The following is a 26889-nucleotide window of genomic DNA, read 5'->3' as shown; positions in this document are numbered from 1 at the left end:
TTTTTGGTGAATTAATCCCCTGTTAGCCATGGTAGACTATGCCTTAAATTATGACTTTTTACATTAGCGGGACTCACTATGAAAGCAGGCATTATTGGTGCGATGGAGCAGGAAGTTACCCTGCTGCGCGACAAAATCGAAAACCGTCAAACTTTATCGCTGGCTGGCTGTGAAATTTATACCGGTACCCTGAACGGCGTTGAGGTCGCCCTGTTGAAATCGGGCATTGGCAAAACCTCCGCCGCGCTGGGTACTACCCTGCTGCTGCAGCTGTGTAAGCCCGACGTGGTGATCAACACCGGTTCGGCTGGCGGCTTAGCGGCTTCGCTGAGCGTGGGCGATATCGTGGTATCGGAAGAAGTGCGCTATCACGATGCCGACGTCACGGCTTTTGGCTACCAGCCGGGTCAGATGGCAGGCTGCCCGCCAGCCTTTGTCGCCGACAGTGGTTTGATTGCAGCAGCCGAAGCCTGCATTAAGCAGCTCGATCTGAATGCGGTGCGCGGACTGGTGGTGAGCGGCGACGCCTTTATCAACGGCGCTGAGCCGCTGGCGCGTATTCGTCAGCAGTTTCCACAGGCTATCGCCGTGGAAATGGAGGCCGCAGCTATCGGTCACGTCTGCCACCAGTTCCAGGTGCCTTTCGTGGTGGTTCGTGCCATTTCTGACGTCGCTGATCAGGCCTCGCACCTGAGCTTTGATGAGTTCCTCAGCGTCGCGGCTAAGCAGTCGTCGCTGATGGTGGAGAACCTGCTGGCGCGTCTGGCGCGTGGCTAAAACTCTGCTGTTCTGCTGGCTGCTGCTGATCAGCGGCAGCCTGCTGGCTTCCCCTCCGCGCGTTATCACCCTCGCGCCCCATCTGACTGAACTCGCCTTCGCCGCCGGCATTACGCCGATTGCGGTCAGCGCCTGGTCCGACTATCCACCGCAGGCGAAAACGATTGAACAGGTGGCCAACTGGCAGGGGATTAACCTCGAGCGTATTCTGCAACTGAAGCCGGATCGGGTGTTAGCCTGGCGTGGCGGCAATCCGCAGCGACAGATCGACCAGCTGCAGCAGCTCGGCATAAAAATCGAATGGGTCGATCCGGTCTCGCTGGATCAGATGATTGCCACGCTGGATAAACTGGCGCAGTGGAGCCCGCATCCTGAACAGGCGGTTGAGGCTGCAGAGCAGTTACGTCAACAGCAGGCCGCGCTGCGTCAGCGCTACGCTCATCTGCCGGTGGTGCCGCTGTTTTTACAGTTTGGTCAGCAGCCGCTGTTTACCGCCGCAAAATCGACCTTACAGAATGAGATCATTGAACTGTGTGGCGGCAGGAATATCTTTGCCGACAGTCGGGTCAGCTGGCCACAGGTCAGCCGTGAACAGGTACTGATGCGACGCCCGCAGGCGATTGTGATCGGCGGCAGTGACCACCAGGCTGACAACATCCGGGCCTTCTGGCAGCCGCAGCTCAGCGTGCCGGTGATTGCGATAAATGATGACTGGATCAGCCGCCCTGGCCCACGCCTGTTACTGGCGGCAAAACAGCTGTGTGCTGCGCTGCATCCCGCACAAAAATCCAACTAATCGATTAAAGAAACAGCCTTTTTTGCCGTTAATCAAGGTATGAGACGCGCACGCCACGTATGCTCGCCGTCCTTTTTAGCGCTTAGCGCTTTTTAAACAACACCAGGAACCTTACATGACCAGAGCACTGCTACTGGCGATGGGGCTGCTGATCCCGGCGTACACGCTGGCAGGATCGGTCACCGGCTCTATTGGCGTCAGGCTTGTCATCTTTTCACGTTGTGAAATTCACCGCCCTGAGACGCCGGCTGTGCCGCAGATCGATTGCGGCAGACAGGCGAGCGCGCAGCCGCGGGTAACGCGTAGTGTTATTCCATCACAGGGGAATCAGAGACGAAACCATCAGCTGGTAACGATAGAGTGGTAAACGAGGCCGTCAGGGAGACGGCCTGCGTTATCAGAGATTGTCAGATACTGAAAGAAGAGCCACAGCCGCAGGTGGTTTTCGCGTTCGGGTTAGTAACGATAAAACGCGATCCTTCCAGCCCTTCGGTGTAGTCCACCGAGCCGCCCACCAGATACTGCAGGCTCATCGGATCGACCACCAGCGAGACGCCCTGCTTCTCAATGGTCATATCGCCGTCATTCATCTGGTCATCAAAAGTAAAACCGTACTGGAAGCCGCTGCAACCTCCGCCGGTGATATAAACGCGTAATTTCAGCGCCGGGTTCTCTTCGTCGGCAATCAGGTTCTTCACCTTGGTGGCTGCTGCGTCGGTAAACTGCAACGGCAGTGCTGCTACATCATCACTCATGTTTTACTCCGCTAAACGTCCAGGTCAGAAAACGACCTTAATACCGCTATTATCTGCCAGCACCTCAGCGCAATCAAGCTCTGCCCTTCGCACTCTGTGCCGCTTTCACTAAGGTTAAGTATAGCGGCTGGTGAAACCGGCTTTCGTCTGCTGCGCCTCTTCCGTAGAATGGCGCGATATTTTTATGAACCGCTGGAGCCGAAAATGAGTAAGTCCGAACAACTGTTTGCCGAGGCACAACGCCTGATTCCGGGTGGCGTAAACTCGCCGGTACGCGCATTTACCGGTGTGGGCGGCGTTCCGCTGTTTATCGAACACGCCAACGGTGCCTACCTGTATGACGCCGATGGCAAAGCCTACATTGATTATGTCGGATCGTGGGGCCCGATGGTGCTGGGGCACAATAACGCCGGGATTCGCAACGCGGTGATTGAGGCCGCTGAGCGCGGTCTGAGCTTTGGCGCGCCCACCGAGATGGAAGTCACCATGGCGCAGCTGGTGTGCGAACTGGTGCCGAGCATGGAGATGGTGCGGATGGTCAACTCCGGTACCGAAGCCACCATGAGCGCCATTCGTCTGGCGCGTGGCTTTACCGGCCGTGATAAAATCATCAAATTCGAAGGCTGCTATCACGGGCACGCCGATCATCTGCTGGTCAAAGCGGGCTCGGGCGCATTAACTCTCGGTCAGCCCAATTCGCCAGGCGTCCCGGCCGATTTCGCTAAGCATACCCTGACCTGCACCTACAACGATCTCGATTCGGTTCGCGCCGCCTTTGAACAGTATCCGGAGGCTATCGCCGCGATCATCGTTGAACCGGTAGCCGGCAACATGAACTGCATTCCACCGCAGCCAGAGTTCCTGCCGGGCCTGCGGGCGCTGTGTGATGAGTTTGGCGCGCTGTTGATTATTGATGAAGTGATGACCGGCTTCCGCGTGGCGCTGGGCGGCGCGCAGGAGTATTACAACGTCCGCCCTGACCTGACCTGCCTTGGTAAGATCATCGGTGGCGGTATGCCGGTTGGCGCGTTTGGCGGTCGTCGTGAGGTGATGGCGGCGCTGGCTCCGACCGGTCCGGTCTATCAGGCTGGCACGCTGTCGGGCAACCCGATCGCCATGGCGGCCGGTTATGCCTGTCTGACCCAGATCGCCCAGCCTGGCACCCATCAGACGCTGGATGCTCTGACCCGCAAACTGGCGACCGGCCTGCGTGAAGCGGCGCAGCAGCAAAACATTCCGCTGGTGGTCAACCACGTCGGCGGGATGTTTGGCCTGTTCTTCACCGATGCTGACAGCGTGACCTGTTACGCCGACGTGACCCGCTGTGATGTTGAGCGTTTCAAAACCTTCTTCCACCTGATGCTGGAAGAAGGTGTCTACTTTGCTCCGTCGGCCTTTGAAGCTGGTTTTATGTCGCTGGCCCACAGCGAAGAAGATATTCAGCGTACCATTGACGCCGCGCGTCGTTGCTTCGCGAAGCTGTAAAATGGGTATAAGACCGGCTGAGGCCGGTCTTTTCTAGCCTGAACGCCGCAGCAGCCAGATGAAGTAAGGCGCGCCGAGAAAGGTCGCCATCAGCCCGGCCGGAATCTGATCCGGAAACGCCAGCATCCGCCCGCACCAGTCCGCCAGCACCATCAATCCCGCCCCCAGCAAGCCTGACAGCAATAACTGCGGTAATGCCCGACGGAAGCCCAGCATCCGTGCCATATGCGGTGCCATCAATCCGACAAAACTCAGTGGCCCGATGGTCAGCGTGGCGCTGGCCGTCAGCGCGGCCGCCAGCAGTAGCAGGCTGAGCCGGGCCGGGGTTAACGCCATGCCCGCCGATCGTGCCGTGGCACTGCCGAGCGGCAGCAGCGTCAGCCAGCGGCTGGCCAGCGGAGCCAGCGCCACCAGCAGCAGCGCGCAGCCAGCGCTCTGTATCGCCTGGCTGCCACTGATGTTGTAGGTTGAGCCGGAGATCCAGCTCAGCAGGCCGCCCATGCGCGGATCGCCACTGGCCAGCAGCAGCATCAGCAGCGTGACAAAGGCGCTGTTCAGCGCCATCCCCGCCAGCAGCATCCGCTCCGGTGAAAAACCGCCACGGCTGGCCACCAGCATAATCACCATCAGAGTGAGCGCCGCGCCGATTGCGCCAGCAGGCAGCAGCCACATCAGCGCATCGCCGGGCACCAGAAACATCATCACCACCACACCACAGGCGGCACCGGAACTGATGCCAAGCACTTCCGGACTGGCCATCGGGTTGCCGGTCAGGCGCTGGATCAGGCTGCCCGCCACGCCCAGCATCAGGCCGGTCACCAGTGCAGCCAGTACCCGCGGCGCACGCCACGGCAGCAGCTGATGGAGCATATCGCCCGCAGACCAGATCCAGCCCTGGGCATTGCGGCCAAACGCCAGGCCGCCCCACGCCAGCAGCGCCAGCGCCAGCAGGCCGACCAGCACCCAGCGCAGCAGATGCTGGCGCTCGGCCGGAACGTTATCCCCCTGATCCAGCGCTGGCGGCACCGAACCGGTTCGCAGCCGCGGCAGCAGCCACAGCAGAATCGGCACACCCAGCAGCGCGGTAGCGGTGCCGGTCGGAATCTCGCGCCAGTGAACGCTTAACCACTGCACGCAGCCATCCGCCAGCCACAGCAGTAGCGCGCCGATCAGCGGTGCCAGCAGCATGCGGCTGAGTAACCGCCGGCCGCCCAGCAGCTTCGCCAGTAGCGGCGCAAACAGCCCGATAAAGCCGATAATACCGGCGGCATTAACCAGCTGTGCGCTGAGCAGAATCGCCAGAGCCAGGCCGCCGATTCGCGCCAGCGACAGCGCCAGTCCCAGATTTTTGGCTACGCCATCATCCAGTCCCATCAGCGTCAGCGGACGCAGCAGCGCCAGCGCCAGCAGCAGCGCCAGCAGCAGACGCGGCCAGAGTTGCAGCACGTTTTCCCAGCTCATCTGGTTCAGCGCGCCGGTGCTCCACAGAAACATGTTCTGCAACTGGTCATGATTAAAGATGGCGAAAATCTGGTTTACCGCGCCGCTGTAGAGACTCAGTACCAGACCGGCCAGAATCAGGGTGACCGGCGACAGACGTTTGCGCCACGCCACGCCAAATACCAGCACGCCAACCACTACCGCCCCGATCAGGGCAGCAAACTGCTGGGTCACGGCGCCGCCGGGCAACTGCCACAAGGTCGCCACGGTGATGCCGAGCTGTGCGCCAGAGGAGACGCCCAGCGTGGTTGGTTCGGCCAGCGGATTACGCAGCACCTGCTGAAACAGCAAGCCGGCTAATCCCAGCCCGGCACCCACCAGCAGTGCCAGCACCAGCCTTGGCAGCAGGCTGTAGTGAAATACCATCTGCGAGACGTTATCGCTGGCGGGCGACCACAACGCCTGTGACCACTGTGCCAGCGGTAACGCCTGCTGCAGGTTAACCAGCGTCAGGCCAAGCGCCAGCAGAAACAGCAGGCTGAGCAGCGCCGCCGGGAACAGAGCATGGCGCATCAGTGCGTCTCCAGCGCGCGTTCCAGCACGCGAACAAAGTGCAGCGCCGACAGCGTCGCGCCGTAATACCAGACCGCCGGAACGCGCTGAAAGCGTCCGGCACGCACAAACGGCAGCGACTGCCACAGCGGGCTGCGCATCAGCTGCTGCATATCCGCCTCGTTATCGTGATCAAAGCAGATGACATCCACATCGCCCAGCGGGGCCAGCTGTTCGATACCGACCACCGCACTGCCCCAGAAATTGGTTTCGCCCTGCCAGGCATTTTTCAAACCCAGCAGGGTCATGATTTCAAGAAACAGGCTGTTTTTACCGAAGGTAATGGCGTGGCGGCTGTCGAGCAGCGACATCAGCAGCAGCGTTCGCCCGGCGTAAGGTGCCAGACGCTGACGCGCTGCGGCCAGCTCGCTATCGACCGTGCGCAGATGCTGCTCTGCCCTGCTGCTCAGTCCCAGCTGCGCCGCCAGCTGACGTAACGAGGCGCGCGCGGTGCTGAAGGGTTTGCCGTCACCGCTGTTGAGGTCGAAGCCCATAATCGGCGCGATGCGCATCAGTTTCTCTTTTGACGGGCCGTAGCCATTGGAGCAGAGGATCAGCGACGGCTGCATCTGCGCCATCAGCTCAAGGTTCGGTTCGGTGCGCAGGCCAACGTCAACCACACCGGCGGGCAGTGACGGCTCACCGACCCAGATGTTGTAATTGTGGAGATCCGCGACCCCATAGGGCGTAACGCCAAGCGCCAGCAGCAGTTCGGTGGGTAACCACTCAAGGGCAATAATGCGCGACAGGTCGGGCGTGGCGGCCTGCAGCGGCAGGCTGCGGAACAACGGAGCCGCCGCCAGTGCCAGCATCAGCCGACGGCGTAACAGATCGGGCATGAAGCCATCCTTAGTAGACAAAACTGACCGGGGCACCGCCCTGCGGGTGCGGTAAAATGCCCATCGGGATACCATAAATCGTCCCGAGCACCTCAGCCTGCATCATCGCCTCTGGCCCGCCTTCGGCGATCAGCGCGCCCTGACGCAGCGCCACCAGATGATCGCAGTAGCGCGCCGCCATGTTGATATCGTGCAGCACCGCAATAACGGTCAGCCCGCGCTCACGGCTCAGCGTCTGAATCAGCGCCAGCACCTCGACCTGATGGGCGATATCCAGCGCGGAGGTCGGCTCATCCAGCAACAGACAGCGGCTGTTCTGCGCCACCATCATCGCCAGCCAGGCGCGCTGACGCTCGCCGCCCGACAGGCTGTCGACCAGGCGCCCGGCAAACGCGTTCAGTCCGACCCGTGCGATGGCGTCATCCACCCGATCGCGATCTTCCTGACCAAAGCGCCCCAGCGCACCGTGCCACGGATAACGACCAATCGCCACCAGCTCGCGAACCGTCATCCCTTCCGCGGCGGGCAGCTGCTGCGGCAGATAGGCGACCTGACGGGCAAAGGCCTTGCTGTTCCAGCGATCAACCGGCTGCTGGTTGAGCAGCACCTGTCCGGCGCTGGCGCGATGATGGCGACCCAGCATTTTCAGCAGCGTCGATTTGCCTGAGCCGTTATGGCCGATCAGCGCGGTGACCTTGCCTGGCGGAAAGGTCAGCGACAGCGGTTGAAGGAGGGAACGTCCCGGCAGCTGGAAGCTGGCGTTATCCAGGGTAAAGGTCACCTCTTCTGCGTGCGGATACGACATGGTAATCCCTGTGAACGGGCGCCGCAGCGCCCGGCTAAATCAAAATCTAAAGGTGGCGGTGCCGACAATCTGGCGTTCCGCGCCCCAGTAACAGGCGTAGTCACGATAGCAGCTGGCAACATAGTCGCGGTCAAACAGGTTGTTGACGTTGACGCCGACTGTCGAACCGGGCAAACCGAAGCGAGCGAGATCATATTTCAGCGCAGCGTCGACCGTGGTGTAACCGGCAACCTTAAAGTTCTGGTTCGAGAGTCCAGCCGCGGTATTATCTGGGGTCTCAGCATACAGTCCCTGGCTTTCACCGACGTAACGAACCCCGGCGCCGATTGTCACCCCTGACAGGGCGGTTTCGTGGAAGGTGTAATCACTCCACAAGGAGGCCATATGCTTCGGTACCTGTACCGGCGTTTTGCCTTTCAGCAGCGTGTCTTCGGTATATTCCGCATCGGTGTAGGTGTATGCCGCGGTCAGGTTGACGTTAGCACTGAGCGCCGCTTTGGCTTCCAGTTCGACACCGCGCGAGCGGATTTCCCCCCCCTGTACGCTGAAGGTGACATTACCGGGTTCAGCAGTCAGGTTTTTTGTCTTGGTTAACTGGTAAACCGCCGCCGTAACCACCAGAGGCCGATCTTTAGGAACATATTTCACGCCAGCTTCATACTGCTTTGCCCGTGAGGGATCAAACGGCTTTCCGCCGGAAGTGGTGCCGGTATTAGGAATGAATGATTCGCTATAGCTAAAGTAGGGAGCCACGCCGTTATCAAACACATAGTTCAGGCCACCGCGCCAGGTGAAGGCCTGATCGTGGTTTTTCACTTCGGTATTGCCGCTGCGGTTAAGCGCAGAGGTCATCGCGTAATCGTAACGGCTACCTAACGTCAGTACCCAGCGATCCCATTCCATCTGATCTTGTGCATAAAGGCCGGTTTGTTCTTGCTTGTTGAGATAGTGATAAGGGAATGGCGTACCGATTGCAGCATCATTACCATATTGCGGATTGATCGCATTAAGTGGCGCAGCACTGCCGAAAGCGGCATCAATATCGTTACGGGTCCGTTGATAATCCACTCCCAGCAACAGGGTGTGATCGAGCTGGCCGGTGGCGAATTTCGCCTGTGCCTGGGTATCGACCGCAAACTGGTTGAGCTTCTCTTCAGAGATAGCAGAACCGCGATTAATCTCCTGCGTTTCCGAATTGAAACTGCTGCCATAAATACTGCGGTAATCGGTACGCAGGTCGGCATAGCGCAGGTTCTGCCGCACCGTCCAGGTGTCGTTAAAGCTGTGCTCGGCGTTATAGCCGACCATTTTGGTGTTCCGCGAAATCTTATTGCTCTGTTCGCCTTCATCAAAATTGGTCGGCAGCTTGTACTCGCTGCCGTCGGCACGGGTAATCGGCACCACCGTGCCCTGACGCGGCAGCCAGCCGTAATAGCCGGTCTCAGGCTCGTTCTGGAAATAGGTCAGCAGATCGACGCGGGTGCGATCATCCGGACGCCAGCTGAATGCCGGGGCGAGGGTGTAACGTTTCTCTTTGTTCATCGCCTGCTGCGCATCCTGACTGCGCGCCTGGCCGGTCAGGCGGTAGCTGTAGACGCCGTCATCATCCAGCGCGCCACCAAAGTCAAAGCCGGTCGAGAACAGGTTATCGTTGCCCATCTGGAACTGCACTTCACGCAGCGTTTCCTGCACCGGCCGCTTGCTGACCAGCGCGACGACACCGCCGGGGTTGCTTTTGCCGTACAGCACCGAGACCGGCCCGCGCAGCAGCTCCGCGCGTTCCAGGAAGTAAGGATCGATAGCGAACTCAGAGTAGTTATCACCCTGCAGTTTCAGGCCATCCAGATACTGGTTGGTATTGGTTTCGCTAAAGCCGCGAATTGACAGCGCATCAATCACGTCTGAGCTGCCGCGGTTACCGGTCAGCACGCCAGGCGTATAGTTAAACGCCCCTTTGACGCTGGTGACGTTGCGCATCTCCATCTCTTCACGCGTCACTACCGAAACCGACTGCGGATTTTTTTCAATCGGCGTATCGGTTTTGGTGCCGGTGGCACTCTGTTTTGCCGCAATGGTCGGCGCAGGTCCCCATGCGCTCTCGCCCGCCACGCCAGCGCCGCCGTCTGCTGACACCACGAGGGTCTCTTCCGCGAACAGGTTGCTGCTCAGGCTGGCCAACGCCAGCGCAATCATGATCCCCAAAGGCTGGCGGTAAAAATGTTTCTTAGTACAACAAGCGGAAGTCGTTCGCGCATTCATAAAGGTGTCTCTTAGCTATGAAGGAGGTGCAGGCGAATCGAAACGATAATGATTATTATAACGGTCGAATAATATGCGAAACGACGTCGCGACTGCAAGGATAAATCCCAGGCGTGACGCCGTTTGCAGCGCGATTAACCGGTATTGATCAGGCACAAAAAAAGGGCGCCGAAGCGCCCTTTTTAACCAGTCTGGTGGAATTATTTACCAAACATATCTTTTATCCATCCCGCTACGCCGTCGCTCTCTTTCTGCTCCTGCGGTTGCTGGGAAGGTTGCTGCTGCTGTTGTTGTTGCTGCTGTTGCTGTTGATCAAACAGCTGTTGCTGCTGCTGAACCTGTTGTTGCTGTTGCTGACACAGCGCATTCGGGTCCAGCGCCCACACCGGCAGCGAACGCCAGGTGCTGCTGCCGGTGCCGCAGACAAAGTTACCGGCCGAGTCGATATTCATCAGCGACACATCTTCCGGTGGCGTCAGCTGCAGCGGCATAGGCGCCTGGTTGTCAAGGTAGCGACGATAGAGCTGCATCGCCCCGCTGGCACCGTACAGTTTGGTCGGCTGGTTGTTATCCCGTCCGACCCAGGTGATCGCCACTTCTTTACCATCGATACCGGCAAACCAGCTGTCGACCAGATCGTTGGTGGTACCGGTTTTGCCCGCCAGATGCGCATTCGGGAATCGCGCGCCCAGCGCACGGGCGGTACCGTGATCGGCCACCTGCTGCATGGTGTAGAGCGTCAGGTAAGCGGCCTGAGCCGGCTCAACGCGCTGCGCCTGCGGATAGCTCTGATACAGTACGCTGCCATCTTCAGCAATCACCGAGCGCACCGCCGACAGCGAGGCGCGGTTGCCGCCGCTGGCGATCGACTGGAACGCCTGTGCCACTTCAACCGGCGTCAGATTTAACGCCCCCAGCAGCATCGCGGGCACCGGGTGCAGCTGCTCTTTAGGCACGCCCAGCTTGTTCCAGGTATCGACAACCGCATCCAGACCCAGCGTCATCCCAAGGTTAACCGTAGGCACGTTCATCGAGTTGGTCAGCGCATCCACCAGCATCACTTTTCCGCTGAAGCGACGATCGTCGTTCATCGGTTTCCAGACGCTGCCGTTCGGCTGTTTCAGCGCGATGGGCTCATCGGCAATCCAGCTGTTAAGACGATAGCTGTTCGGCTGGCTCAGCGCGGTCAGATAGGTGGCCGGTTTTGCCAGCGAACCGATAGAACGACGCGCCTGCAGCGCACGGTTATAACCGGCATACTGCGGATCGGCACCGCCGACCATAGCGCGCACTTCGCCGCTGAAGCGGTCAACCACCACCATCGCGGTTTCCAGATCCTTCAGGCCGCGCTGTTTTTTCAGCGTCGGAATGCCGTCGATTACCGCTTTTTCTGCCGCATCCTGCGAGACCGGATCGAGGGTGGTGAAAATCTTCACGCCGGAGAGATCTTTCACCTTGTCACCGAGCTTCGCCTGCAGCTCATTACGCACCATCTGCATAAAGGCGGGCTGCGGGGTAATGACCCCACCTTTCGGCTGCACGCCCAGCGGACGCGCCGACAGCATGTCATACAGTTCCTGGTCGATCACTTTCTGCTGCTGTAACAGGCGCAGCACCAGATTGCGGCGTTCCAGCGCCAGTTTCGGGTTACGCCACGGGTTATAGAGCGAGGCGCCTTTCACCATGCCGACCAGCATCGCCTGCTGATCGAGGCTCAGCTCATCAACCGGGCGACCAAAGTAGTAGAGGCTGGCCAGCGGGAAACCGCGGATCTGATCGCTGCCGGCCTGACCGAGATAAACCTCGTTCAGATAGAGTTCCAGAATGCGATCTTTGCTGTAGCGCGCATCCATGATCACCGCCATATAGGCTTCACGCGCTTTACGCCACAGCGAACGCTCGTTAGTGAGGAACAGGTTTTTTACCAGCTGCTGGGTCAGCGTACTGCCGCCCTGCACCGCTTTACCGGCGGTAATGTTGGCAAGGAAGGCGCGACCAATCGAATAGGGGCTGATGCCGTCATGTTCGTAGAAGTGGCGATCTTCGGTGGCAATCAGCGTATCGACCAGCAGATCCGGGAAGCCGGCGCGCGGGACGAACAGACGCTGTTCGCCATTCGGCGACTGCAGCATGGTAATCAACCGCGGATCGAGGCGGAAGAAGCCAAAATCACGGCCGGTTTCGAGGTTTTTAATCTCGCTCAGCTCATCCTTGCTGAAACTCATGCGCGCGTGGATCTGCCCCTCTTTACTGTCGGGGAAATCGAACGGACGACGCAGCAAATCAATGGTGTTGCCTTTGACTGAAAACTCGCCAGGGCGGGTGATACGTGACACCTCGCGATACTGAGTACCTTCCAGCAGCGCCACCATTTCACTTTTGTTGTAGGCCATGCCCGGTTCCAGGCTGACCATACGGCCATAGACGGTGGCGGGCAGTTGCCACACTTTTCCGTCAATCCGGCTGCGAATTTCCGAGTCGAGGTAGACGCCCCATGCGGCCATCACCACCACAAACACCAGGAACAGTTTGATTAACCATCCCAGCCAACGGCGTTTGCCGCGCGGCGGTTTTCCACCTTTACCTTTACGTGGCACCGGCGCTTCCTCCTCGTCATCATTAAAATCATCCTGATCGATATCCTGTTCGATATCCCTGCGGCGTCCCCGGCGCGCACTGCTGCGCGGCGGCAACGGTTTACCTTTGCGCCCAATAGGTTCGCGATCGTTGCCAGACATTACTTTTATTCTCCAGGCATAGCTTACGGCTGCGCCGCTACTCTAACTGCTTTCTCGCGTTCCGCATGGCAGAACCCTCTGAATTCGATCCAGCGGTCTCAACCTTGCGGAGACATTTTTTTGGTGCGCCTTGTCGGCAAGGCGGTGGCCGGATCGTCTGGCCAGGGATGTTTAGGATAGCGCCCTTTCATCTCTTTGCGGACCTCCGGATACGCGCCGCGCCAGAAAGCCGCCAAATCGCGGGTAATCTGTAACGGGCGCTGCGCCGGCGATAACAGCTCCAGCACCAGCGGTACCCGGCCTTCCGCGACGGCGGGATTGGTGGCTTCGCCAAACATCTCCTGAATCCGCACCGCCAGTGCCGGGGGCTTGTCCGCGTGGTAGCGGATCGGCAGCCGGCTTCCGGTCGGCACAGTGTAATGAGTTGGCAGCGCACTATCCAGCCGCTGGCGTTGTGACCATGTGAGTAAATGTAATAGCGCGTTGACGAGGTCCACTGATTGCAGCGTTTTCAGATCGCGGACGGCGGACATCTGCGGCAGCAACCACTGTGGCAGGCTGTCGAGCAGCGCGGCATCATCGACCGCTGGCCACGGCTCTTCCGGCAACCACTGTGCGGCACACTGGATGCGCAGGCGCAGCTGCTCCGCCTGAGGCGTCCAGCCCAACACCGACAGCCCCTTTTCCGCCACCCAGCGCAGAATAGCCGCCTGCAGCACCGCCGGTTCCGGACGGGCCAGCGGCTGAGTTTTCAGCACCAGCGCGCCAATCTGCTCACGTCGCAGGGTGCGCAGAGTGCCCTTCTCCTCATCCCATTCGACTTCCGTCCGCCGCTCAATCAGCGCAGGCTGCTGCTGACACAGCGCCTCAATGTCGACCGGCAGCGCCAGCAACATCCGCGCATCCGGCGTGGCGCTGCCCTGTAACAACGCCGGGGCGATCAGCCACGCGTTGCGCGTCAGACCATCCTGCTGATCCAGCATCGCGCCCAGTCCATTGGCCAGCTGATAGCGGCCGCTCTCGTCACGCCGGCGCGCCAGCCGGTCACCGAAGCCCACCGCCAGCAAGGCGGCAAAACGGTCATCATCCACCCGGCCACCGCTGACCTTAAGCCGTCGCTGCCACTGCTGCGCCCGACGCAGCCACTGCGGTTGTGGCCGGTGCAGCGCATCGCGCAGATCGGCGCTGCCGCTGCGCGGGGGATCTTCCAGAATCGCCACCAGCAGCGCGGCAGTGGCGACCGCATCGGCATCCTGACCGGCGGCGCACAGCATGGCGGCCAGCCGGGGATCGCAGCCCAGCGCCGCCATCCGTCGTCCCAGCGTGTTGAGCAGTCCATGGCTATCCAGCGCGCCGAGACGGGTCAACTGCTGCTGCGCCGCCGCCAGATGTCTGGCCGGCGGCAGATCAAGCCACTGCAGCTGTTGCGGCTGGGTACAGCCCCATTGCAACAAATCGAGCCACAGCGATGACAAATCACTGTGCAGGATCTCCGCCTCGCTCTGTGCCGCCGCGCGTGACGCCTGCTCCTGTGGCAGCAGATGCAAACAGATGCCCGGCATTAAACGCCCGGCACGTCCGGCGCGCTGGGTCATCGAGGCCTGGCTGATGCGCTGGGTCTGCAGACGGGTCACGCCGCTGCGGGCATCAAACAGCGCACTGCGTTCCAGCGCGCTGTCGACCACCAGCCGGATCCCTTCTATCGTCAGGCTGGTCTCGGCAATATTGGTGGCCAGCACCACTTTCCGGCGTCCTTGCGACGCGGGAAGAATCGCCCGACGCTGCGCCGCCAGCGGCAGTGCGCCATACAGCGGCGTCAGGTCAACGTCATCGCTAATACGCGATTCCAGCTCGCGCCTGACCCGCTCGATTTCCGCTACGCCGGGCAAAAACAGCAGTAACGATCCCTGCTCATCGCGCAGCAGTTGCGCCACTTCACGCGCCACCGCCTCCTCGAAGCGCACGTTGGCGTTCAGCGACGCGTAGCGCCGTTCAACCGGATAGCTGCGCCCTTCCGACACGATCAGCGGCGCGTCTGGCAACAGCGCCGCCAGCCGCGCATTGTCCAGCGTGGCTGACATCAGCATGATCTTCAGATCGTCGCGCAGCCCCTGCTGGACATCCAGCAGCAGTGCCAGCGCCAGATCGGCCTGCAGGCTGCGCTCGTGGAACTCATCAAGGATCACCAGCGACACTCCGTCCAGCATCGGATCGTGCTGCAGCATCCGGGTCAGCATCCCCTCGGTGACCACTTCCAGCCGGGTCTGTGGCCCGACGCAGCTTTCGCCGCGCATCCGGAAACCGACTGTGGCCCCCGGCTGCTCACCCAGTTGCTCCGCCAGCCGTTGCGCCACGTTGCGCGCCGCCAGTCGACGCGGCTCCAGCATAATGATCCGGCCTGGCAGGTCCGCCTGCTGCAACAGCTGCAGCGGCAGCCAGGTGGATTTGCCCGCGCCGGTCGGCGCCGCCAGCAGGATTTGTGAGGCGCGGCTCAGTGCCGCCAGGATGTCAGGCAGCACCGCGCTGACCGGTAAATCGCTCACAGCAAACTCCGCTTCTGCCTGTGCTAAGATGGCGCGCATTGTAGCATCCATCCGTGAAATTTGCCGGAGAGCGCCATGTCGACCCAACGCTTATTTTTTGCCATCAGCCTGCCTGACGCGATGCAGCAACAGCTGGTGCGCTGGCGGGCCGATACCTTTCCCGCCGAGGCGGGCCGTCCGGTGGCCGCCGCCAATCTGCACCTGACGCTGGCGTTTCTTGGCGAGGTGACGCCAGAGACCGCACAGCGGCTGCAAACCCTGGCGTCGCGCATTGTGCAGCCAGCGTTTGATCTGGATCTGGATGACGCCGGTCACTGGCCGCGTCCCGGCGTGGTGTGGCTCGGTTGCCAGCGGGCGCCGCGCGGTCTGTTGCAACTGGCCAGCCTGCTACGGGCGCAGGCCGCCCGCCACGGCTGTCATCAAAGTCCGCAGCCGTTTCATCCGCACATCACCCTGCTGCGACAGGCGACACAGCCGGTTGCCCTGCCGCCGCGCGGCTTTCACTGGCGCTTTCGCGTCACGCAGTTTTCCCTGTTCGCCTCTGACTTTGCTCAGGGCCGGACCCGCTATCGTGCGCTGGCCAGCTGGCCGTTACAGCCTTAATCAGGACGCTTATGCATTTCTCTCCGCCGCTAAAACCCGCTCGCTTGATCGCCCGTTACAAGCGCTTTCTGGCCGATGTCGAAACCCCCTCCGGCGAGATCCTGACAATTCACTGCGCCAATACCGGTGCCATGACCGGCTGCGCCACGCCAGGCGACCGGGTCTGGTACTCCACCTCGGACAGCCTGACGCGAAAATACCCGCACAGCTGGGAGCTGACCGAGACACAACAGGGCCACTGGATCTGCGTCAATACTCTGCGCGCCAATCAGCTGGTGGCTGAAGCGCTCGATCAGCAACACCTGCCGGAACTGGCCGGTTATCAGCAGCGACAGGCAGAAGTGAGATATGGCAGTGAAAAAAGCAGAATTGATTTTCTGCTCAAGGCGCAGGACCGACGCAACTGCTATATTGAGGTGAAATCCGTAACCCTTTTACATGAAGGAAAAGGTTATTTTCCGGATGCGGTGACGGTTCGGGGACAGAAACATCTGCGCGAGCTGGCTATGGTCGCGGCAGAAGGTCATCGGGCCGTTTTGTTGTTTGCCGTTCTGCACTCGGGGATTGAGGACGTTTCCCCGGCGCGTCACATTGACGTGGCTTACGCAGAGCAACTGGTCCAGGCGCAGCGGGAAGGCGTGGAGGTTTTAGCGTATCAGGCGGACTTATCCGCGGCGGGCATGTTTCTTAAAACGCCGCTTATCGTAAGCTTGTAATATCTTTTGCAATTTTATGTGATAAGAATGCTCTGTGCTGAGGCCCAATTACGCTGTTCCTCACAGGCTTGTCAAGGTGCGTTCACGAATAATTGCCAACCCTGACTGCTTCTGTTATTTATAGCGGCCTGTTTTTTTCCCCAATGGGGGATCGATGTACCCCGTAGATGTCAAACAGCAGGCTAGCAGCAACGCACCTGCAAGACGAAAGTCGAAGGGTATAGTGCGTGTTATCCAGGAGAAACAACATGCAAGAAGGGCAAAACCGTAAAACATCGTCCCTGAGTATTCTCGCCATCGCTGGGGTGGAGCCTTATCAGGAGAAGCCGGGCGAAGAGTATATGAACGACGCGCAGCTGACCCATTTTCGCAAGATTCTGGAAGCCTGGCGTAATCAATTGCGGGACGAGGTCGATCGTACCGTATCGCACATGCAGGATGAAGCTGCTAACTTCCCGGACCCGGTTGACCGTGCCGCGCAGGAAGAGGAGTTCAGCCTGGAGCTGCGTAACCGCGATCGCGAACGTAAACTGATCAAAAAGATCGAGAAGACGCTGAAGAAAGTTGAAGATGACGACTTTGGCTATTGCGATTCCTGTGGCGTTGAGATCGGTATTCGCCGTCTCGAAGCGCGTCCAACGGCCGATCTCTGCATCGACTGTAAGACGTTAGCAGAAATTCGTGAGAAACAAATGGCCGGCTAATGCCGCGTCCAGCACGTTGCCACGCAGTGGAACACCTACCGGTTATTCCGCTGCGTGGTCACGTTTAACGCCTATGACCGCCTCCTGCATTGGCCGCTTCGCCCCCTCCCCGTCTGGTGAACTTCATTTCGGCTCGTTGATTGCTGCGTTAGGCAGCTACCTGAGCGCGCGTGCGCAGCAGGGTATCTGGCGGGTGCGGATTGAAGATATCGATCCGCCGCGTGAGGTGCCTGGCGCAGCCTCGCGCATTTTGCATCAGCTGGAACATTACGGCCTGACCTGGGATGGCGAGGTACTGTGGCAGTCACAGCGCCATCAGGCCTACCGCGACGCGCTGGCCTGGCTTCAGCAGCATCGTCAGAGTTATTTCTGTACCTGTTCCCGTCGTCGCATTCAGCAGATCGGGGGGTTCTATGATGGCTACTGCCGCGATCGGCAGCGCGGGCCGGAGAATGCCGCCCTGCGTTTGCGGCAGCATAATCCGGTGCTGGCGTTTGACGATCGGTTGCGCGGCAAGGTGCAGGCGGACCCGCGACTGGCGCAGGAAGATTTTATTATTCACCGCCGCGATGGCCTGTTTGCCTATAACCTGGCGGTGGTGGTCGACGATCATTTTCAGGGCGTCACCGAGGTGGTGCGCGGAGCGGATTTGATTGAGCCGACGGTGCGGCAGATTGCACTTTATCAGCAGTTTGGCTGGCCGCTGCCCGACTATCTGCATTTGCCACTGGCGCTGAATCACGACGGCAATAAGTTGTCGAAGCAGAATCATGCGCCGTCACTGCCGGATGGCGATGCCCGGCCGCTGTTAGTCGCGGCGTTACGCTTTCTCGGACAGCCGGTTTGCAGCGGCTGGCAGGACTTAACGCAGGACAAACTACTGTCTGACGCGGTGTCGCAGTGGAATATCGCTTTGATGCCCCAGGACAACGCCCTGAAACCGGATGCAGAGACAACAGCATTCTCAAATGGTTCTCAACAGGCTATGATTAGCCGCTGATTTTACCTACACCCTTTTACGCCACTGTCGAGGTGTCCCATTTTTACCCGAGTAGCTAATTTTTGCCGGAAAGTCCTGAAGCGTGATGAAGAGGAAGCCCCTGCAGAGGTTGAACCAGAGAGTCATATGACCATCATTCCTCGTGAAAGCCACACCATCTCACGCAAAGACATCAGCGAAAATGCCCTCAAAGTGCTCTATCGCCTGAATAAAGCCGGTTATGAAGCCTATCTGGTAGGCGGTGGCGTGCGCGATTTGCTGCTGGGGCAAAAACCCAAGGATTTCGATGTCACCACCAATGCCACGCCAGAGCAGATGCGCAAGCTGTTCCGCAACTGTCGCCTGGTTGGCCGTCGTTTTCGTCTGGCGCACGTGATGTTTGGTCCGGAAGTGATTGAGGTTGCTACCTTCCGTGGTCACCACCAGATGGAAGAGAGCGAAGACGATCGCAACAGTTCGCAGCGCGCCCAGAGCGGCATGCTGCTGCGCGACAACATTTTCGGCACCATCGAAGATGATGCCCAGCGCCGCGATCTCACCATCAACAGCCTTTACTACAGCGTCGCCGATTTCAGCGTCCGTGACTATGTTGGCGGTCTGCAGGATCTGCAACAGGGCATCATTCGTCTGATTGGCGATCCGGAAACCCGCTACCGCGAAGATCCGGTGCGGATGCTGCGCGTCGCGCGCTTTGCCGCCAAGCTCAACATGAGCATTGCGCCGGAAACGGCTGAGCCGATCCCGCGTCTGGCCTCGCTGCTGCGAGATATTCCGCCCGCGCGCCTGTTCGAAGAGTCGCTTAAGCTGCTGCAGGCAGGTTACGGCTATAGCACCTACCTCAAGCTGTGTGAATACCAGCTGTTCCAGCCGCTGTTCCCGACGCTGGCGCGCAACTTCACCGAACAGAGCGACAGCCTGATGGAGAAGATGCTGGCTCAGGTGCTGAAAAACACCGATAACCGCATCCACAACGACATGCGCGTCAATCCGGCCTTCCTGTTTGCGGCGATGTTCTGGTATCCACAGCTTGAAGCGGCCGAACGCATTGCGCAGGAAAGCGGCCTGACCTATTTCGAAGCCTTTGCGATGGCAATGAACGATACGCTGGATGAAGCCTGCCGCGCGCTGGCGATCCCGAAACGTATCACGTCGCTAATCCGTGATATCTGGCAGCTTCAGTTACGCATGTCGCGTCGCCACGGTAAACGCGCCTGGAAACTGATGGAGCATCCTAAGTTCCGCGCCGCGTATGACCTGCTGGCGTTGCGCGCTGAAGTGGAAAACAACCCGGAACTGCTGCGCCTGAGCCAGTGGTGGGGTGAATTCCAGGTGGCGGCACCGCCACACCAGAAAACCATGCTCAATAACCTGGGTGACGATCCGGCACCGCGGCATAAATCACGCCGTCCTCGCCGTCGTCCTTCGGCACCGCGTCGCGATAATCAAAACGCGTCATGACCCGGGTTTACCTCGCGTTAGGCAGTAATCTGGCTGATCCGCTGCATCAGGTTGATGCAGCGCTAAGCGCACTGGATGCGTTGCCGCAGACGCAACGCATCGCCACCTCGCCGTTCTATCGCACGCCGCCCTACGGCCCACCCGATCAGCCTGACTTTCTCAACGCCGCCGTGGCGCTGGAGACCGGACTGAGTGCCGAGGCGTTGCTGGATCATACCCAGCGGATTGAGCGAGAGCATGGCCGGGTGCGTAAAGCGGAGCGCTGGGGTCCACGCACGCTGGATATCGATGTGATGCTGTTTGGCGACGCGGTGATTAACAGCGATCGCCTGATCGTGCCACACTATGACTTGCTGAACCGCGCCTTTATGCTGGTGCCGCTGCTGGCCATCGCACCTGACGCCACGCTGCCGGATGGCCGGGCGCTCAGCGCCGTGCTTGCCACCCTCGACAGCGGCGCTATCCAACTCTGGCACGCCTGAGCACACAATCACACATCTTCGATTCCGCTCTTTCACGCTATCCAGTAAACTGCGCCCATCAGAATTTCTGAGTTGAGAGCGCCATGAAACCCACCACAATGTCACATCTGCGTCAGTGGAAAACCGACGGCAAAAAATTCGCCACGCTGACTGCCTACGATTTCAGTTTTGCCCGCCTGTTTGCCGACGAAGGTATCCAGGTGATGCTGGTTGGTGATTCCCTCGGCATGACGGTGCAGGGTCATGATTCCACCCTGCCGGTCACGGTCAGCGATATCGCCTACCACACTGCCGCCGTCCGGCGCGGTGCGCCACAGGCGCTGTTGCTCGCCGACCTGCCGTTCATGAGCTATGCCACACCACAACAAACCTTCGACAACGCCGCTCAGCTGATGCGTGCCGGTGCCAATATGGTGAAGCTGGAAGGCGGCAGCTGGCTGGCAGAGTCGGTACGGATGCTGACCGAGCGTGCGGTACCGGTCTGCGGGCACCTTGGTCTGACGCCACAGTCGGTCAATATCTTTGGCGGCTACAAGGTTCAGGGCCGGGATGAAGCAGGCGCAGAGCAGCTGATGACGGATGCGCTGGCGCTGGAAGCAGCAGGTGCACAGCTGATGGTGCTGGAGTGCGTACCGGTTGCGCTGGCTCAGCGCGTGACCGCTGCCCTCTCCATTCCGGTGATCGGCATTGGGGCCGGAAACGTAACTGATGGACAGATCCTGGTAATGCACGATGCGCTGGGCGTGACCGGCGGTCACATTCCCAAATTTGCTAAAAACTTCCTCGCCGCGACCGGCGATATCCGCGCCGCGATTCGCCACTATATCGCCGAAGTCGAAGCCGGCACCTACCCGGCGGCAGAGCACAGCTTCCAGTAACTCAGGAGAGTAACCGTGTTGATCATTGAAACGCTGCCGATGCTGCGCCGTGAAGTGCGCCGCTGGCGGCAACAAGGTAAGCGCATCGCGCTGGTGCCCACCATGGGCAATCTGCACGAAGGACATTTAACGCTGGTTGATGAAGCGCGATCGCGCGGCGACATCGTGATTGTCTCCGTCTTCGTCAACCCGATGCAGTTTGATCGCGCTGACGATCTGGCGCGCTATCCGCGTACCCTGCAGCAGGATTGCGAGAAGCTGAACCGCTATCAGGTTGATGTGGTGTTCGCCCCGTCATCGGCTGAAGTCTACCCGCATGGCCTGAAGAATCAGACCTTTGTTGAAGTGCCGGTGCTCTCTTCGCTGCTGGAAGGGGAAACCCGTCCCGGCCATTTTCGCGGCGTGGCGACCATTGTCAGCAAGCTGTTTAACCTGGTTCAGCCGGACATTGCCTGTTTCGGTGAAAAGGATTTTCAGCAGCTGGCGATCATTCGCAAGATGGTGGCTGACATGGGCTTCGACATTGAGATTGTCGGCGTGCCGACGGTGCGCGCCAAAGATGGCCTGGCGCTGAGTTCACGCAATGGCTACCTGACCGCTGATGAGCGTAAGCTGGCACCTGCGCTGAGTCAGGTCATGAATCAGATGGCGGCGCGGCTGGCCAACGGCGAGCGCCACATTGAAGAGATCATCGAGGCGGCCAGTCAGACGCTGCTGGAGCGGGGCTTACGTCCGGATGGCCTGGCCATTTGCGATGCGGAAACCCTGCAACCGCTGACGGTTGACAGCCAGCGCGCCGTGGTACTGATGGCGGCCTGGCTGGGTAATGCCCGCTTAATCGATAATCAAACTGTCGACCTGACGCAGTAAGCTGCATCCGCTGAAGGTCATTTTATTCCTCGTCTGACAAGGTTTCTGGCTATGATTCGCACTGTATTACAAGGCAAATTGCACCGCGTGAAGGTTACGCAGGCGGACCTCAACTATGAAGGCTCCTGTGCTATTGATCAGGACTTCCTTGATGCGTCCGGCATTCTGCAATATGAAGCGATTGATATTTACAACGTCACCAACGGCCAGCGCTTTTCGACCTACGCCATCGCCGCTGAACGTGGCTCCAAAATCATTTCCGTCAACGGGGCGGCGGCACGCTGCGCCTGTGAAGGCGACATTCTGATCATCTGTTCTTACGTGCAGGTTGAGGATGCGGAAGCACGCCAGTGGCAGCCTAAAGTGGCTTACTTTGAGGGCGACAACCAGATGAAGCGGCTGGCGAAAGCGGTCCCGGTGCAGGTTGCCTGATCGAAAAAGGGCCACCGATCGGCGATCGGCGGCCCTTTTTTTGCTGACCTGACCGCGCTTACACCGGTTTAGTCGCGAGCGATTTAGACGGTTTTTTCATGGTAAACAGGAAGTTGAACCAGCCACGCTTCCTCAGCAGACACAGCGTCCACGGCAGCGCCAGCGCCACCAGAAAAGCGGAGATAAACTTCAGATCGTTAACCCAGGCTGACGGACTTTCAAACTTCACCATCTTGCTGAAGAACTGAATCGCCAGATAATGCGATAGGTAAAAAACGATTGAGTTGACCCCGATATAGTAAACCAGATTCGACTTCAGCTTCAGCGCAATCCAGACAAAGAACGGCACCGACAACAGCGCCAGCGGCGACAGTAAAGCCGGCGAGTTGTTCTCCAGCACCAGGATATTTAAGCAGGAGAGCAGCACAAAGCTTAACAGTGAAATGATTAACGTCGGGCCATGCTGCACTTTATCCGCGATATCGACCTGTTTTCTTACCACGTAGTCACCGAGGTAGAAGAAAACGAACAGGTAAAACGACTTATTGACGTGGGTGTTATCGAAGCTGGCAAATACGCTGTCAGGATCGATCGCCGGAAGCCCCCAACTCAGTCCCATACAGACCGCGAACACCAGCAGGAATGGCAGGTGACGGGCAAAGATAATCACCACAAAGAAAATAAACAGCGACTGCAGGAACCATGTCATATCGCCCCCGCCCGTCAGGTGGGAGAGAATAATGTTCAACGGAGACTGCGGCGTATTGGCCATTGAGCTAAAGGCAATCTTTAACCCGCCATAAATAATCACCCAAACCACGAAAGGATAAAGGATGCTGCGGACCTTATTATTAAAAAAAGGACCCAGGCCTTTTCTTAATCCCGCATCGACAAATAAACCTGAAACGAAAAACATCAGTCCTAATCGAACTGGTGCAAGCATTTCATTTAACAGGCTACTGAAGGCGGTAAAGTGTCCGGCATTATTATGCACGGCGATGGTACTATGCAAAAAAATGATTGCGAGAATACTCAATCCCCGCAGATTATCGATCCACGTAATACGATTCATTTTTTCCTGCCTTTTAATTAAGATCGGCCCTGATTTACCGGGTACCTTTCTTATTGAACACTCAACATACCCCCTTTTTCGTCCATGTTCAGAGGAATAACCTTAATCTGGCGCTATTTTGATAACTCCGCTGCAATTAAACAACAGCCAGCCATTAATACAATTCCTAAAAATTTTTTAGCTGTGTCAAATCAGAACGATATAAAGGCAGAACGGGTTATTATCAGATAATGCTTAAGGTTATTTTATTGCCACTAGCGGTCAGGCGGGTATTAATGTCCGCGACTGAGGAAGAATAATGCGCCGCGGCTGGCTGATGATGTTATTAAAAGGTTAAATTTGACACCGGCCGCCAGCTTAAATCGGACAACCGTTATACGGACAAAAAAAAGCCACGCCGTAATAGCCGCGTGGCTTTTTTAGTGAGGGCAGCAATCAGGTCCGCAATCCACGTCCGCGCTGAATCAGGGTATACACCAGACCATAGAACACCACGATAAAGGCGATCAGCACCGACAGGGTAAATACCAGTGGCACGTCGTTAATACCGAGGAAGCCGAAACGGAAACCGCTGATCATATAAACGATCGGATTAAGTTTCGAGACCGCCTGCCAGAAAGGCGGCAGCAGCGTCAGGGAATAGAATACCCCGCCGAGATAGGTTAACGGCGTCAGCACAAAGGTCGGGATCAGGCTGATGTCATCAAAAGTCCGGGCAAACACCGCATTCAGCAGGCCGGCCAGCGAAAACAGCACCGCGGTCAGCAGCAGCGTCACCGCCACCATGCTCCAGGAGTGGACATGGAACGGCACAAAGAACAGCGAAATGGCGGTGACCAGAATGCCGACGCAGACGCCACGCGCTACCCCGCCGCCGACGTAACCGGCGATGATAATGTGGGTCGGCACCGGGGCGACCAGCAGCTCTTCAATGTTGCGCTGGAACTTGGCGCTGAAGAACGACGAGGCGACGTTGGCATAGGCGTTAGTGATTACCGCCATCATGATCAGACCCGGCACGATGAACTGCATATAGCTGAACCCGTGCATTTCACCAATCCGCGAGCCAATCAGGTTACCGAAGATGATGAAGTAGAGCGTCATGGTGATCACCGGCGGCACCAGCGTCTGGATCCAGATGCGGGCGAAACGGTTAATCTCTTTGGCCCAGATGCTCTTCAGCGCCACCCAGTACAAATGTGTCATGCTTTTGCTCCTGTTTTTCCCTGCGTCAGGCCGACGAACAGCTCTTCCAGACGGTTGGCTTTGTTACGCATGCTCAGCACCTGCACGCCCTGCGCGCTGAGCTGGCTGAACACGCTGTTCAGACCCTGCTCCCGCAACACTTCTACTTCCAGCGTCGAGGTATCCACCAGACGATACTGGAAGCCTTCCAGCGTTGGTAACGGACTGCGCGGCGCCAGATCGAGGATGAAGGTTTCCGATTTAAGCTTAGAGAGCAGCTCTTTCATTGAGGTGTTCTCGACCAGTTCCCCGCTCTGAATAATGCCGATATTGCGGCACAGCATTTCTGCCTCTTCCAGGTAGTGGGTGGTGAGAATAATGGTGGTGCCTTTGGCGTTGAGATCTTTCAGGAACACCCACATTGAGCGTCGCAGTTCGATATCAACCCCGGCGGTTGGCTCATCAAGGATCAGCAGCTTGGGTTCATGCATTAACGCCCGGGCGATCATCAGACGGCGCTTCATGCCGCCGGAGAGCATCCGCGCCCGTTCGCTGCGTTTTCCCCACAGATCGAGCTGCTTCAGGTACTTTTCCGCCCGCTCATTGGCTTCGCGACGTTCGACGCCATAGTAACCCGCTTGGTTAACCACGATTTGCATCACCGTCTCAAACGGGTTGAAGTTAAATTCCTGCGGCACCAGACCCAGCTGGCGTTTGGCATTGACCACATCTTTTTCCAGATCGTAGCCAAACACCCGGACGCTGCCGTCAGATTTGTTGACCAGCGAACTGATAATGCCAATGGTGGTTGATTTACCGGCGCCATTCGGTCCCAGCAGTGCATAAAAATCACCGGCTTCAACGTTAAGATCGATACCCTTCAGCGCCTGCACGCCGCCGGGATAGGTCTTGGTCAGCCGGGAAAGTTCCAGTGCATAAGTCATTCCGAATCCATACCCTGTTTTGATGGCAATGTAATGCCGTTTAAATTTGTGAAGCCTTCGCCTATAGTACGCGCACGCACTCTGCGCAGTAACCGGTCGCTCAACGCCATGACAGATATCGATACCCTGATCAGTAATAACCGCGAATGGTCCAAATTACTGGTCGAAGAAGATCCCGGCTTTTTTGAGCGGCTCGCCCAGGCCCAAAAACCGCGCTTCCTGTGGATTGGCTGCTCTGACAGCCGCGTCCCCGCCGAACGTCTGACCGGACTGGAACCGGGTGAACTGTTTGTCCACCGCAACGTCGCCAATCTGGTGATTCATACCGATCTCAACTGTCTTTCAGTGGTGCAGTACGCCATCGAAGTGCTGGAAGTTGAACACGTCATTGTCTGTGGTCATTACGGCTGCGGCGGCGTGCAGGCGGCGATGGATAACCCGGAACTGGGGTTGATCGACAACTGGCTGCTGCACATCCGTGACCTCTGGTACAAGCATAGCGTGTTGCTGGGGGAACTCCCGCCGGATAAACGCCTGGATAAACTGTGCGAAATCAACGTCGTTGAACAAGTTTATAACCTGGGACACTCAACCGTGCTGCAATCTGCCTGGAAACGCGGGCAGAATGTCTCACTGCATGGCTGGGTTTACGGCATTCAGGACGGCTGCCTGCGTAACCTTGATGTTACGGCAAACAGCCGCGAAATCCTTGAACAACGCTACCGTCACGGCATCGCTAATCTGTTGAATAGCGATAAATAAGCGGAGTCAGGCGCGACACAGCCTACACGAAGCAGGCGGTGCTGGCCTTGGAAGAATGTGCGGTGCGCTGCACTCAGGATTCGATCGGCACCACTTTGCCGATATACGGCAGATGGCGATAGTGCTGCGCATAGTCGATACCAAATCCAACCACGAACTCATCCGGGATGGCAAAGCCGACATACTCCACGTTGACCTCCACTTCACGGCGCTCCGGCTTATCCAGCAGGGTACAGATCGCCAGTGATTTTGGCTGACGCAGCTGCAGGATTTCGCGCACCTTACTCAGGGTGTTGCCGGAGTCGATAATATCTTCGACGATCAGCACATCTTTACCCCGGATATCTTCATCCAGATCCTTCAGGATTTTCACATCGCGGCTGCTGGACATACCGCTGCCGTAACTCGACGCGGTCATAAAGTCGACCTCATGCGGGACGTCAATCGCGCGGCACAGGTCGGCCATAAACATAAAAGAGCCACGCAGCAGCCCCACCAGCACCATATCGCTGCCGCTGTCACGGTAATGGTCGTTAATCTCTTTGCCCAGTTCAGCGATGCGCGCGGCGATTGCCTGTTCAGGGATCATCACTTCAACAGTGTGTTTCATTGCTTTCAGCCCGGTTACGTCAGAAAAGCCACGAAGTCTATCATAGAGAGGCGCACGTCGGCTGCGACAGGCGTAAAGCAAACGATACCGTGGTGAAAATTATTGCGTCCCGGCGAGCGGTGGT

25 protein-coding genes are annotated in these 26889 nt (G+C 58.5%); 14 read left to right on the top strand and 11 right to left on the bottom strand.

The window, feature by feature from the left end; translation table 11 throughout:
* The first annotated feature begins 78 nt into the window (after positions 1-78).
* The 3 genes from mtnN (at position 79) to AC6I8I_RS03505 (ending at position 1940) form a co-directional block, all read left to right on the top strand.
* Positions 79-777, top strand: a complete 699-nt coding sequence (gene mtnN, locus AC6I8I_RS03515; protein WP_312056744.1) for a 5'-methylthioadenosine/S-adenosylhomocysteine nucleosidase — start codon at positions 79-81, stop codon at positions 775-777.
* Positions 770-1573 (top strand): vitamin B12 ABC transporter substrate-binding protein BtuF, encoded by an 804-nt coding sequence (btuF, locus tag AC6I8I_RS03510; protein WP_497828332.1) that lies wholly within the window; start codon positions 770-772, stop codon positions 1571-1573. Before mtnN ends, btuF begins: the two co-directional genes overlap by 8 nt.
* A gap of 115 nt (positions 1574-1688) precedes the next feature.
* Positions 1689-1940 (top strand): hypothetical protein, encoded by a 252-nt coding sequence (locus AC6I8I_RS03505; protein WP_312056741.1) that lies wholly within the window; start codon positions 1689-1691, stop codon positions 1938-1940.
* A 40-nt stretch (positions 1941-1980) separates the two neighbouring features.
* Here AC6I8I_RS03505 and erpA read toward each other — a convergent pair whose 3' ends face one another.
* Entirely contained in the window at positions 1981-2328 is a 348-nt protein-coding gene (gene erpA / locus AC6I8I_RS03500; protein ID WP_031375266.1) for an iron-sulfur cluster insertion protein ErpA, read from the bottom strand.
* Between the two features lie 204 nt (positions 2329-2532).
* Here erpA and hemL point away from each other — a divergent pair, with 204 nt between their 5' ends.
* Positions 2533-3813, top strand: coding sequence for a glutamate-1-semialdehyde 2,1-aminomutase (gene hemL / locus AC6I8I_RS03495; protein ID WP_312759318.1), 1281 nt, complete (start codon positions 2533-2535; stop codon positions 3811-3813).
* 33 nt (positions 3814-3846) lie between these two features.
* Here hemL and fhuB read toward each other — a convergent pair whose 3' ends face one another.
* The 6 genes from fhuB to hrpB all read right to left on the bottom strand — a co-directional run bounded on the left by fhuB (position 3847) and on the right by hrpB (position 15088).
* Positions 3847-5826 (bottom strand): Fe(3+)-hydroxamate ABC transporter permease FhuB, encoded by a 1980-nt coding sequence (fhuB, locus tag AC6I8I_RS03490; RefSeq protein WP_497828331.1) that lies wholly within the window; start codon positions 5824-5826, stop codon positions 3847-3849.
* Positions 5826-6704 (bottom strand): Fe(3+)-hydroxamate ABC transporter substrate-binding protein FhuD, encoded by an 879-nt coding sequence (gene fhuD, locus AC6I8I_RS03485; RefSeq protein WP_497828330.1) that lies wholly within the window; start codon positions 6702-6704, stop codon positions 5826-5828. Before fhuD ends, fhuB begins: the two co-directional genes overlap by 1 nt.
* 10 nt (positions 6705-6714) lie before the next feature.
* The gene (gene fhuC, locus AC6I8I_RS03480) at positions 6715-7509 is read right to left on the bottom strand and encodes a Fe3+-hydroxamate ABC transporter ATP-binding protein FhuC (RefSeq protein ID WP_312057482.1); all 795 of its coding nucleotides are present in this window, start codon (positions 7507-7509) and stop codon (positions 6715-6717) included.
* A 39-nt stretch (positions 7510-7548) separates the two neighbouring features.
* A complete protein-coding gene (gene fhuA, locus AC6I8I_RS03475; RefSeq protein ID WP_497819660.1) occupies positions 7549-9768 on the bottom strand; it encodes a ferrichrome porin FhuA in 2220 nt (739 codons plus the stop codon).
* 200 nt (positions 9769-9968) lie between these two features.
* The gene (gene mrcB, locus AC6I8I_RS03470) at positions 9969-12506 is read right to left on the bottom strand and encodes a bifunctional glycosyl transferase/transpeptidase (protein ID WP_316553872.1); all 2538 of its coding nucleotides are present in this window, start codon (positions 12504-12506) and stop codon (positions 9969-9971) included.
* Between the two features lie 98 nt (positions 12507-12604).
* Positions 12605-15088 carry an ATP-dependent helicase HrpB gene (gene hrpB, locus AC6I8I_RS03465; protein WP_497828329.1) on the bottom strand — a complete coding sequence of 828 codons (2484 nt, stop codon included), beginning with the start codon at positions 15086-15088 and terminating at the stop codon, positions 12605-12607.
* Between the two features lie 36 nt (positions 15089-15124).
* Here hrpB and thpR point away from each other — a divergent pair, with 36 nt between their 5' ends.
* From thpR to panD, 9 genes are all read left to right on the top strand, one after another.
* A complete protein-coding gene (thpR, locus tag AC6I8I_RS03460; RefSeq protein WP_409519792.1) occupies positions 15125-15652 on the top strand; it encodes an RNA 2',3'-cyclic phosphodiesterase in 528 nt (175 codons plus the stop codon).
* A gap of 11 nt (positions 15653-15663) precedes the next feature.
* Complete coding sequence (sfsA, locus tag AC6I8I_RS03455) at positions 15664-16368, top strand: DNA/RNA nuclease SfsA (RefSeq protein ID WP_497828328.1); 705 nt, start codon at positions 15664-15666, stop codon at positions 16366-16368.
* Positions 16369-16616: 248 nt separating this feature from the next.
* Positions 16617-17072, top strand: a complete 456-nt coding sequence (dksA, locus tag AC6I8I_RS03450; RefSeq protein ID WP_031375735.1) for an RNA polymerase-binding protein DksA — start codon at positions 16617-16619, stop codon at positions 17070-17072.
* A gap of 73 nt (positions 17073-17145) precedes the next feature.
* A complete protein-coding gene (gluQRS, locus tag AC6I8I_RS03445; protein WP_312057485.1) occupies positions 17146-18072 on the top strand; it encodes a tRNA glutamyl-Q(34) synthetase GluQRS in 927 nt (308 codons plus the stop codon).
* A 39-nt stretch (positions 18073-18111) separates the two neighbouring features.
* The gene (pcnB, locus tag AC6I8I_RS03440) at positions 18112-19530 is read left to right on the top strand and encodes a polynucleotide adenylyltransferase PcnB (RefSeq protein WP_312759446.1); all 1419 of its coding nucleotides are present in this window, start codon (positions 18112-18114) and stop codon (positions 19528-19530) included.
* Positions 19527-20012 carry a 2-amino-4-hydroxy-6-hydroxymethyldihydropteridine diphosphokinase gene (folK, locus tag AC6I8I_RS03435; protein WP_312057486.1) on the top strand — a complete coding sequence of 162 codons (486 nt, stop codon included), beginning with the start codon at positions 19527-19529 and terminating at the stop codon, positions 20010-20012. The genes pcnB and folK overlap by 4 nt, the downstream gene beginning before the upstream one ends.
* A gap of 83 nt (positions 20013-20095) precedes the next feature.
* Positions 20096-20890 (top strand): 3-methyl-2-oxobutanoate hydroxymethyltransferase, encoded by a 795-nt coding sequence (panB, locus tag AC6I8I_RS03430; protein ID WP_312057487.1) that lies wholly within the window; start codon positions 20096-20098, stop codon positions 20888-20890.
* A 15-nt stretch (positions 20891-20905) separates the two neighbouring features.
* On the top strand, positions 20906-21760 hold the full coding sequence (panC, locus tag AC6I8I_RS03425; RefSeq protein WP_497828327.1) for a pantoate--beta-alanine ligase: 855 nt from the start codon (positions 20906-20908) through the stop codon (positions 21758-21760).
* A 51-nt stretch (positions 21761-21811) separates the two neighbouring features.
* The gene (gene panD / locus AC6I8I_RS03420) at positions 21812-22192 is read left to right on the top strand and encodes an aspartate 1-decarboxylase (protein WP_031375740.1); all 381 of its coding nucleotides are present in this window, start codon (positions 21812-21814) and stop codon (positions 22190-22192) included.
* Between the two features lie 58 nt (positions 22193-22250).
* Here panD and AC6I8I_RS03415 read toward each other — a convergent pair whose 3' ends face one another.
* The 3 genes from AC6I8I_RS03415 to AC6I8I_RS03405 all read right to left on the bottom strand — a co-directional run bounded on the left by AC6I8I_RS03415 (position 22251) and on the right by AC6I8I_RS03405 (position 25393).
* Positions 22251-23264: an acyltransferase family protein gene (locus AC6I8I_RS03415; RefSeq protein WP_312057489.1), complete on the bottom strand. Its 1014-nt coding sequence runs from the start codon at positions 23262-23264 to the stop codon at positions 22251-22253.
* A gap of 435 nt (positions 23265-23699) precedes the next feature.
* The gene (locus tag AC6I8I_RS03410; protein WP_312057491.1) at positions 23700-24470 is read right to left on the bottom strand and encodes an ABC transporter permease; all 771 of its coding nucleotides are present in this window, start codon (positions 24468-24470) and stop codon (positions 23700-23702) included.
* Positions 24467-25393: an ABC transporter ATP-binding protein gene (locus AC6I8I_RS03405; protein WP_031375742.1), complete on the bottom strand. Its 927-nt coding sequence runs from the start codon at positions 25391-25393 to the stop codon at positions 24467-24469. The genes AC6I8I_RS03410 and AC6I8I_RS03405 overlap by 4 nt, the downstream gene beginning before the upstream one ends.
* 108 nt (positions 25394-25501) lie before the next feature.
* On the opposite strand from AC6I8I_RS03405, the gene can reads away from it, so the two are divergent.
* Positions 25502-26155 carry a carbonate dehydratase gene (gene can, locus AC6I8I_RS03400; RefSeq protein ID WP_031375743.1) on the top strand — a complete coding sequence of 218 codons (654 nt, stop codon included), beginning with the start codon at positions 25502-25504 and terminating at the stop codon, positions 26153-26155.
* Positions 26156-26228: 73 nt separating this feature from the next.
* Here can and hpt read toward each other — a convergent pair whose 3' ends face one another.
* On the bottom strand, positions 26229-26765 hold the full coding sequence (hpt, locus tag AC6I8I_RS03395) for a hypoxanthine phosphoribosyltransferase (protein ID WP_046289198.1): 537 nt from the start codon (positions 26763-26765) through the stop codon (positions 26229-26231).
* Between the last annotated feature and the right edge of the window lie 124 nt (positions 26766-26889).

This window comes from Pantoea sp. X-Soil-YNGN-775, from assembly GCF_059730575.1.
Note: the sequence above shows the minus strand (reverse complement) of the source record. Positions and strands in the feature narration are given on the sequence as shown.

Coding starts and splice junctions, on each gene's coding strand:
- gluQRS (WP_312057485.1), top strand. CDS start 17,146: ATGACCGCCTCCTGCATTGGCCGCTTCGCCCCCTCCCCGTCTGGTGAA.
- AC6I8I_RS03410 (WP_312057491.1), bottom strand. CDS start 24,470: ATGACACATTTGTACTGGGTGGCGCTGAAGAGCATCTGGGCCAAAGAG.
- sfsA (WP_497828328.1), top strand. CDS start 15,664: ATGCATTTCTCTCCGCCGCTAAAACCCGCTCGCTTGATCGCCCGTTAC.
- AC6I8I_RS03405 (WP_031375742.1), bottom strand. CDS start 25,393: ATGACTTATGCACTGGAACTTTCCCGGCTGACCAAGACCTATCCCGGC.
- hpt (WP_046289198.1), bottom strand. CDS start 26,765: ATGAAACACACTGTTGAAGTGATGATCCCTGAACAGGCAATCGCCGCG.
- can (WP_031375743.1), top strand. CDS start 25,502: ATGACAGATATCGATACCCTGATCAGTAATAACCGCGAATGGTCCAAA.
- hemL (WP_312759318.1), top strand. CDS start 2,533: ATGAGTAAGTCCGAACAACTGTTTGCCGAGGCACAACGCCTGATTCCG.
- fhuD (WP_497828330.1), bottom strand. CDS start 6,704: ATGCCCGATCTGTTACGCCGTCGGCTGATGCTGGCACTGGCGGCGGCT.
- folK (WP_312057486.1), top strand. CDS start 19,527: ATGACCCGGGTTTACCTCGCGTTAGGCAGTAATCTGGCTGATCCGCTG.
- mrcB (WP_316553872.1), bottom strand. CDS start 12,506: ATGTCTGGCAACGATCGCGAACCTATTGGGCGCAAAGGTAAACCGTTG.
- hrpB (WP_497828329.1), bottom strand. CDS start 15,088: ATGCGCGCCATCTTAGCACAGGCAGAAGCGGAGTTTGCTGTGAGCGAT.
- fhuA (WP_497819660.1), bottom strand. CDS start 9,768: ATGAATGCGCGAACGACTTCCGCTTGTTGTACTAAGAAACATTTTTAC.
- AC6I8I_RS03415 (WP_312057489.1), bottom strand. CDS start 23,264: ATGAATCGTATTACGTGGATCGATAATCTGCGGGGATTGAGTATTCTC.
- panD (WP_031375740.1), top strand. CDS start 21,812: ATGATTCGCACTGTATTACAAGGCAAATTGCACCGCGTGAAGGTTACG.
- fhuC (WP_312057482.1), bottom strand. CDS start 7,509: ATGTCGTATCCGCACGCAGAAGAGGTGACCTTTACCCTGGATAACGCC.
- panB (WP_312057487.1), top strand. CDS start 20,096: ATGAAACCCACCACAATGTCACATCTGCGTCAGTGGAAAACCGACGGC.
- erpA (WP_031375266.1), bottom strand. CDS start 2,328: ATGAGTGATGATGTAGCAGCACTGCCGTTGCAGTTTACCGACGCAGCA.
- fhuB (WP_497828331.1), bottom strand. CDS start 5,826: ATGCGCCATGCTCTGTTCCCGGCGGCGCTGCTCAGCCTGCTGTTTCTG.
- dksA (WP_031375735.1), top strand. CDS start 16,617: ATGCAAGAAGGGCAAAACCGTAAAACATCGTCCCTGAGTATTCTCGCC.
- thpR (WP_409519792.1), top strand. CDS start 15,125: ATGTCGACCCAACGCTTATTTTTTGCCATCAGCCTGCCTGACGCGATG.
- AC6I8I_RS03505 (WP_312056741.1), top strand. CDS start 1,689: ATGACCAGAGCACTGCTACTGGCGATGGGGCTGCTGATCCCGGCGTAC.
- mtnN (WP_312056744.1), top strand. CDS start 79: ATGAAAGCAGGCATTATTGGTGCGATGGAGCAGGAAGTTACCCTGCTG.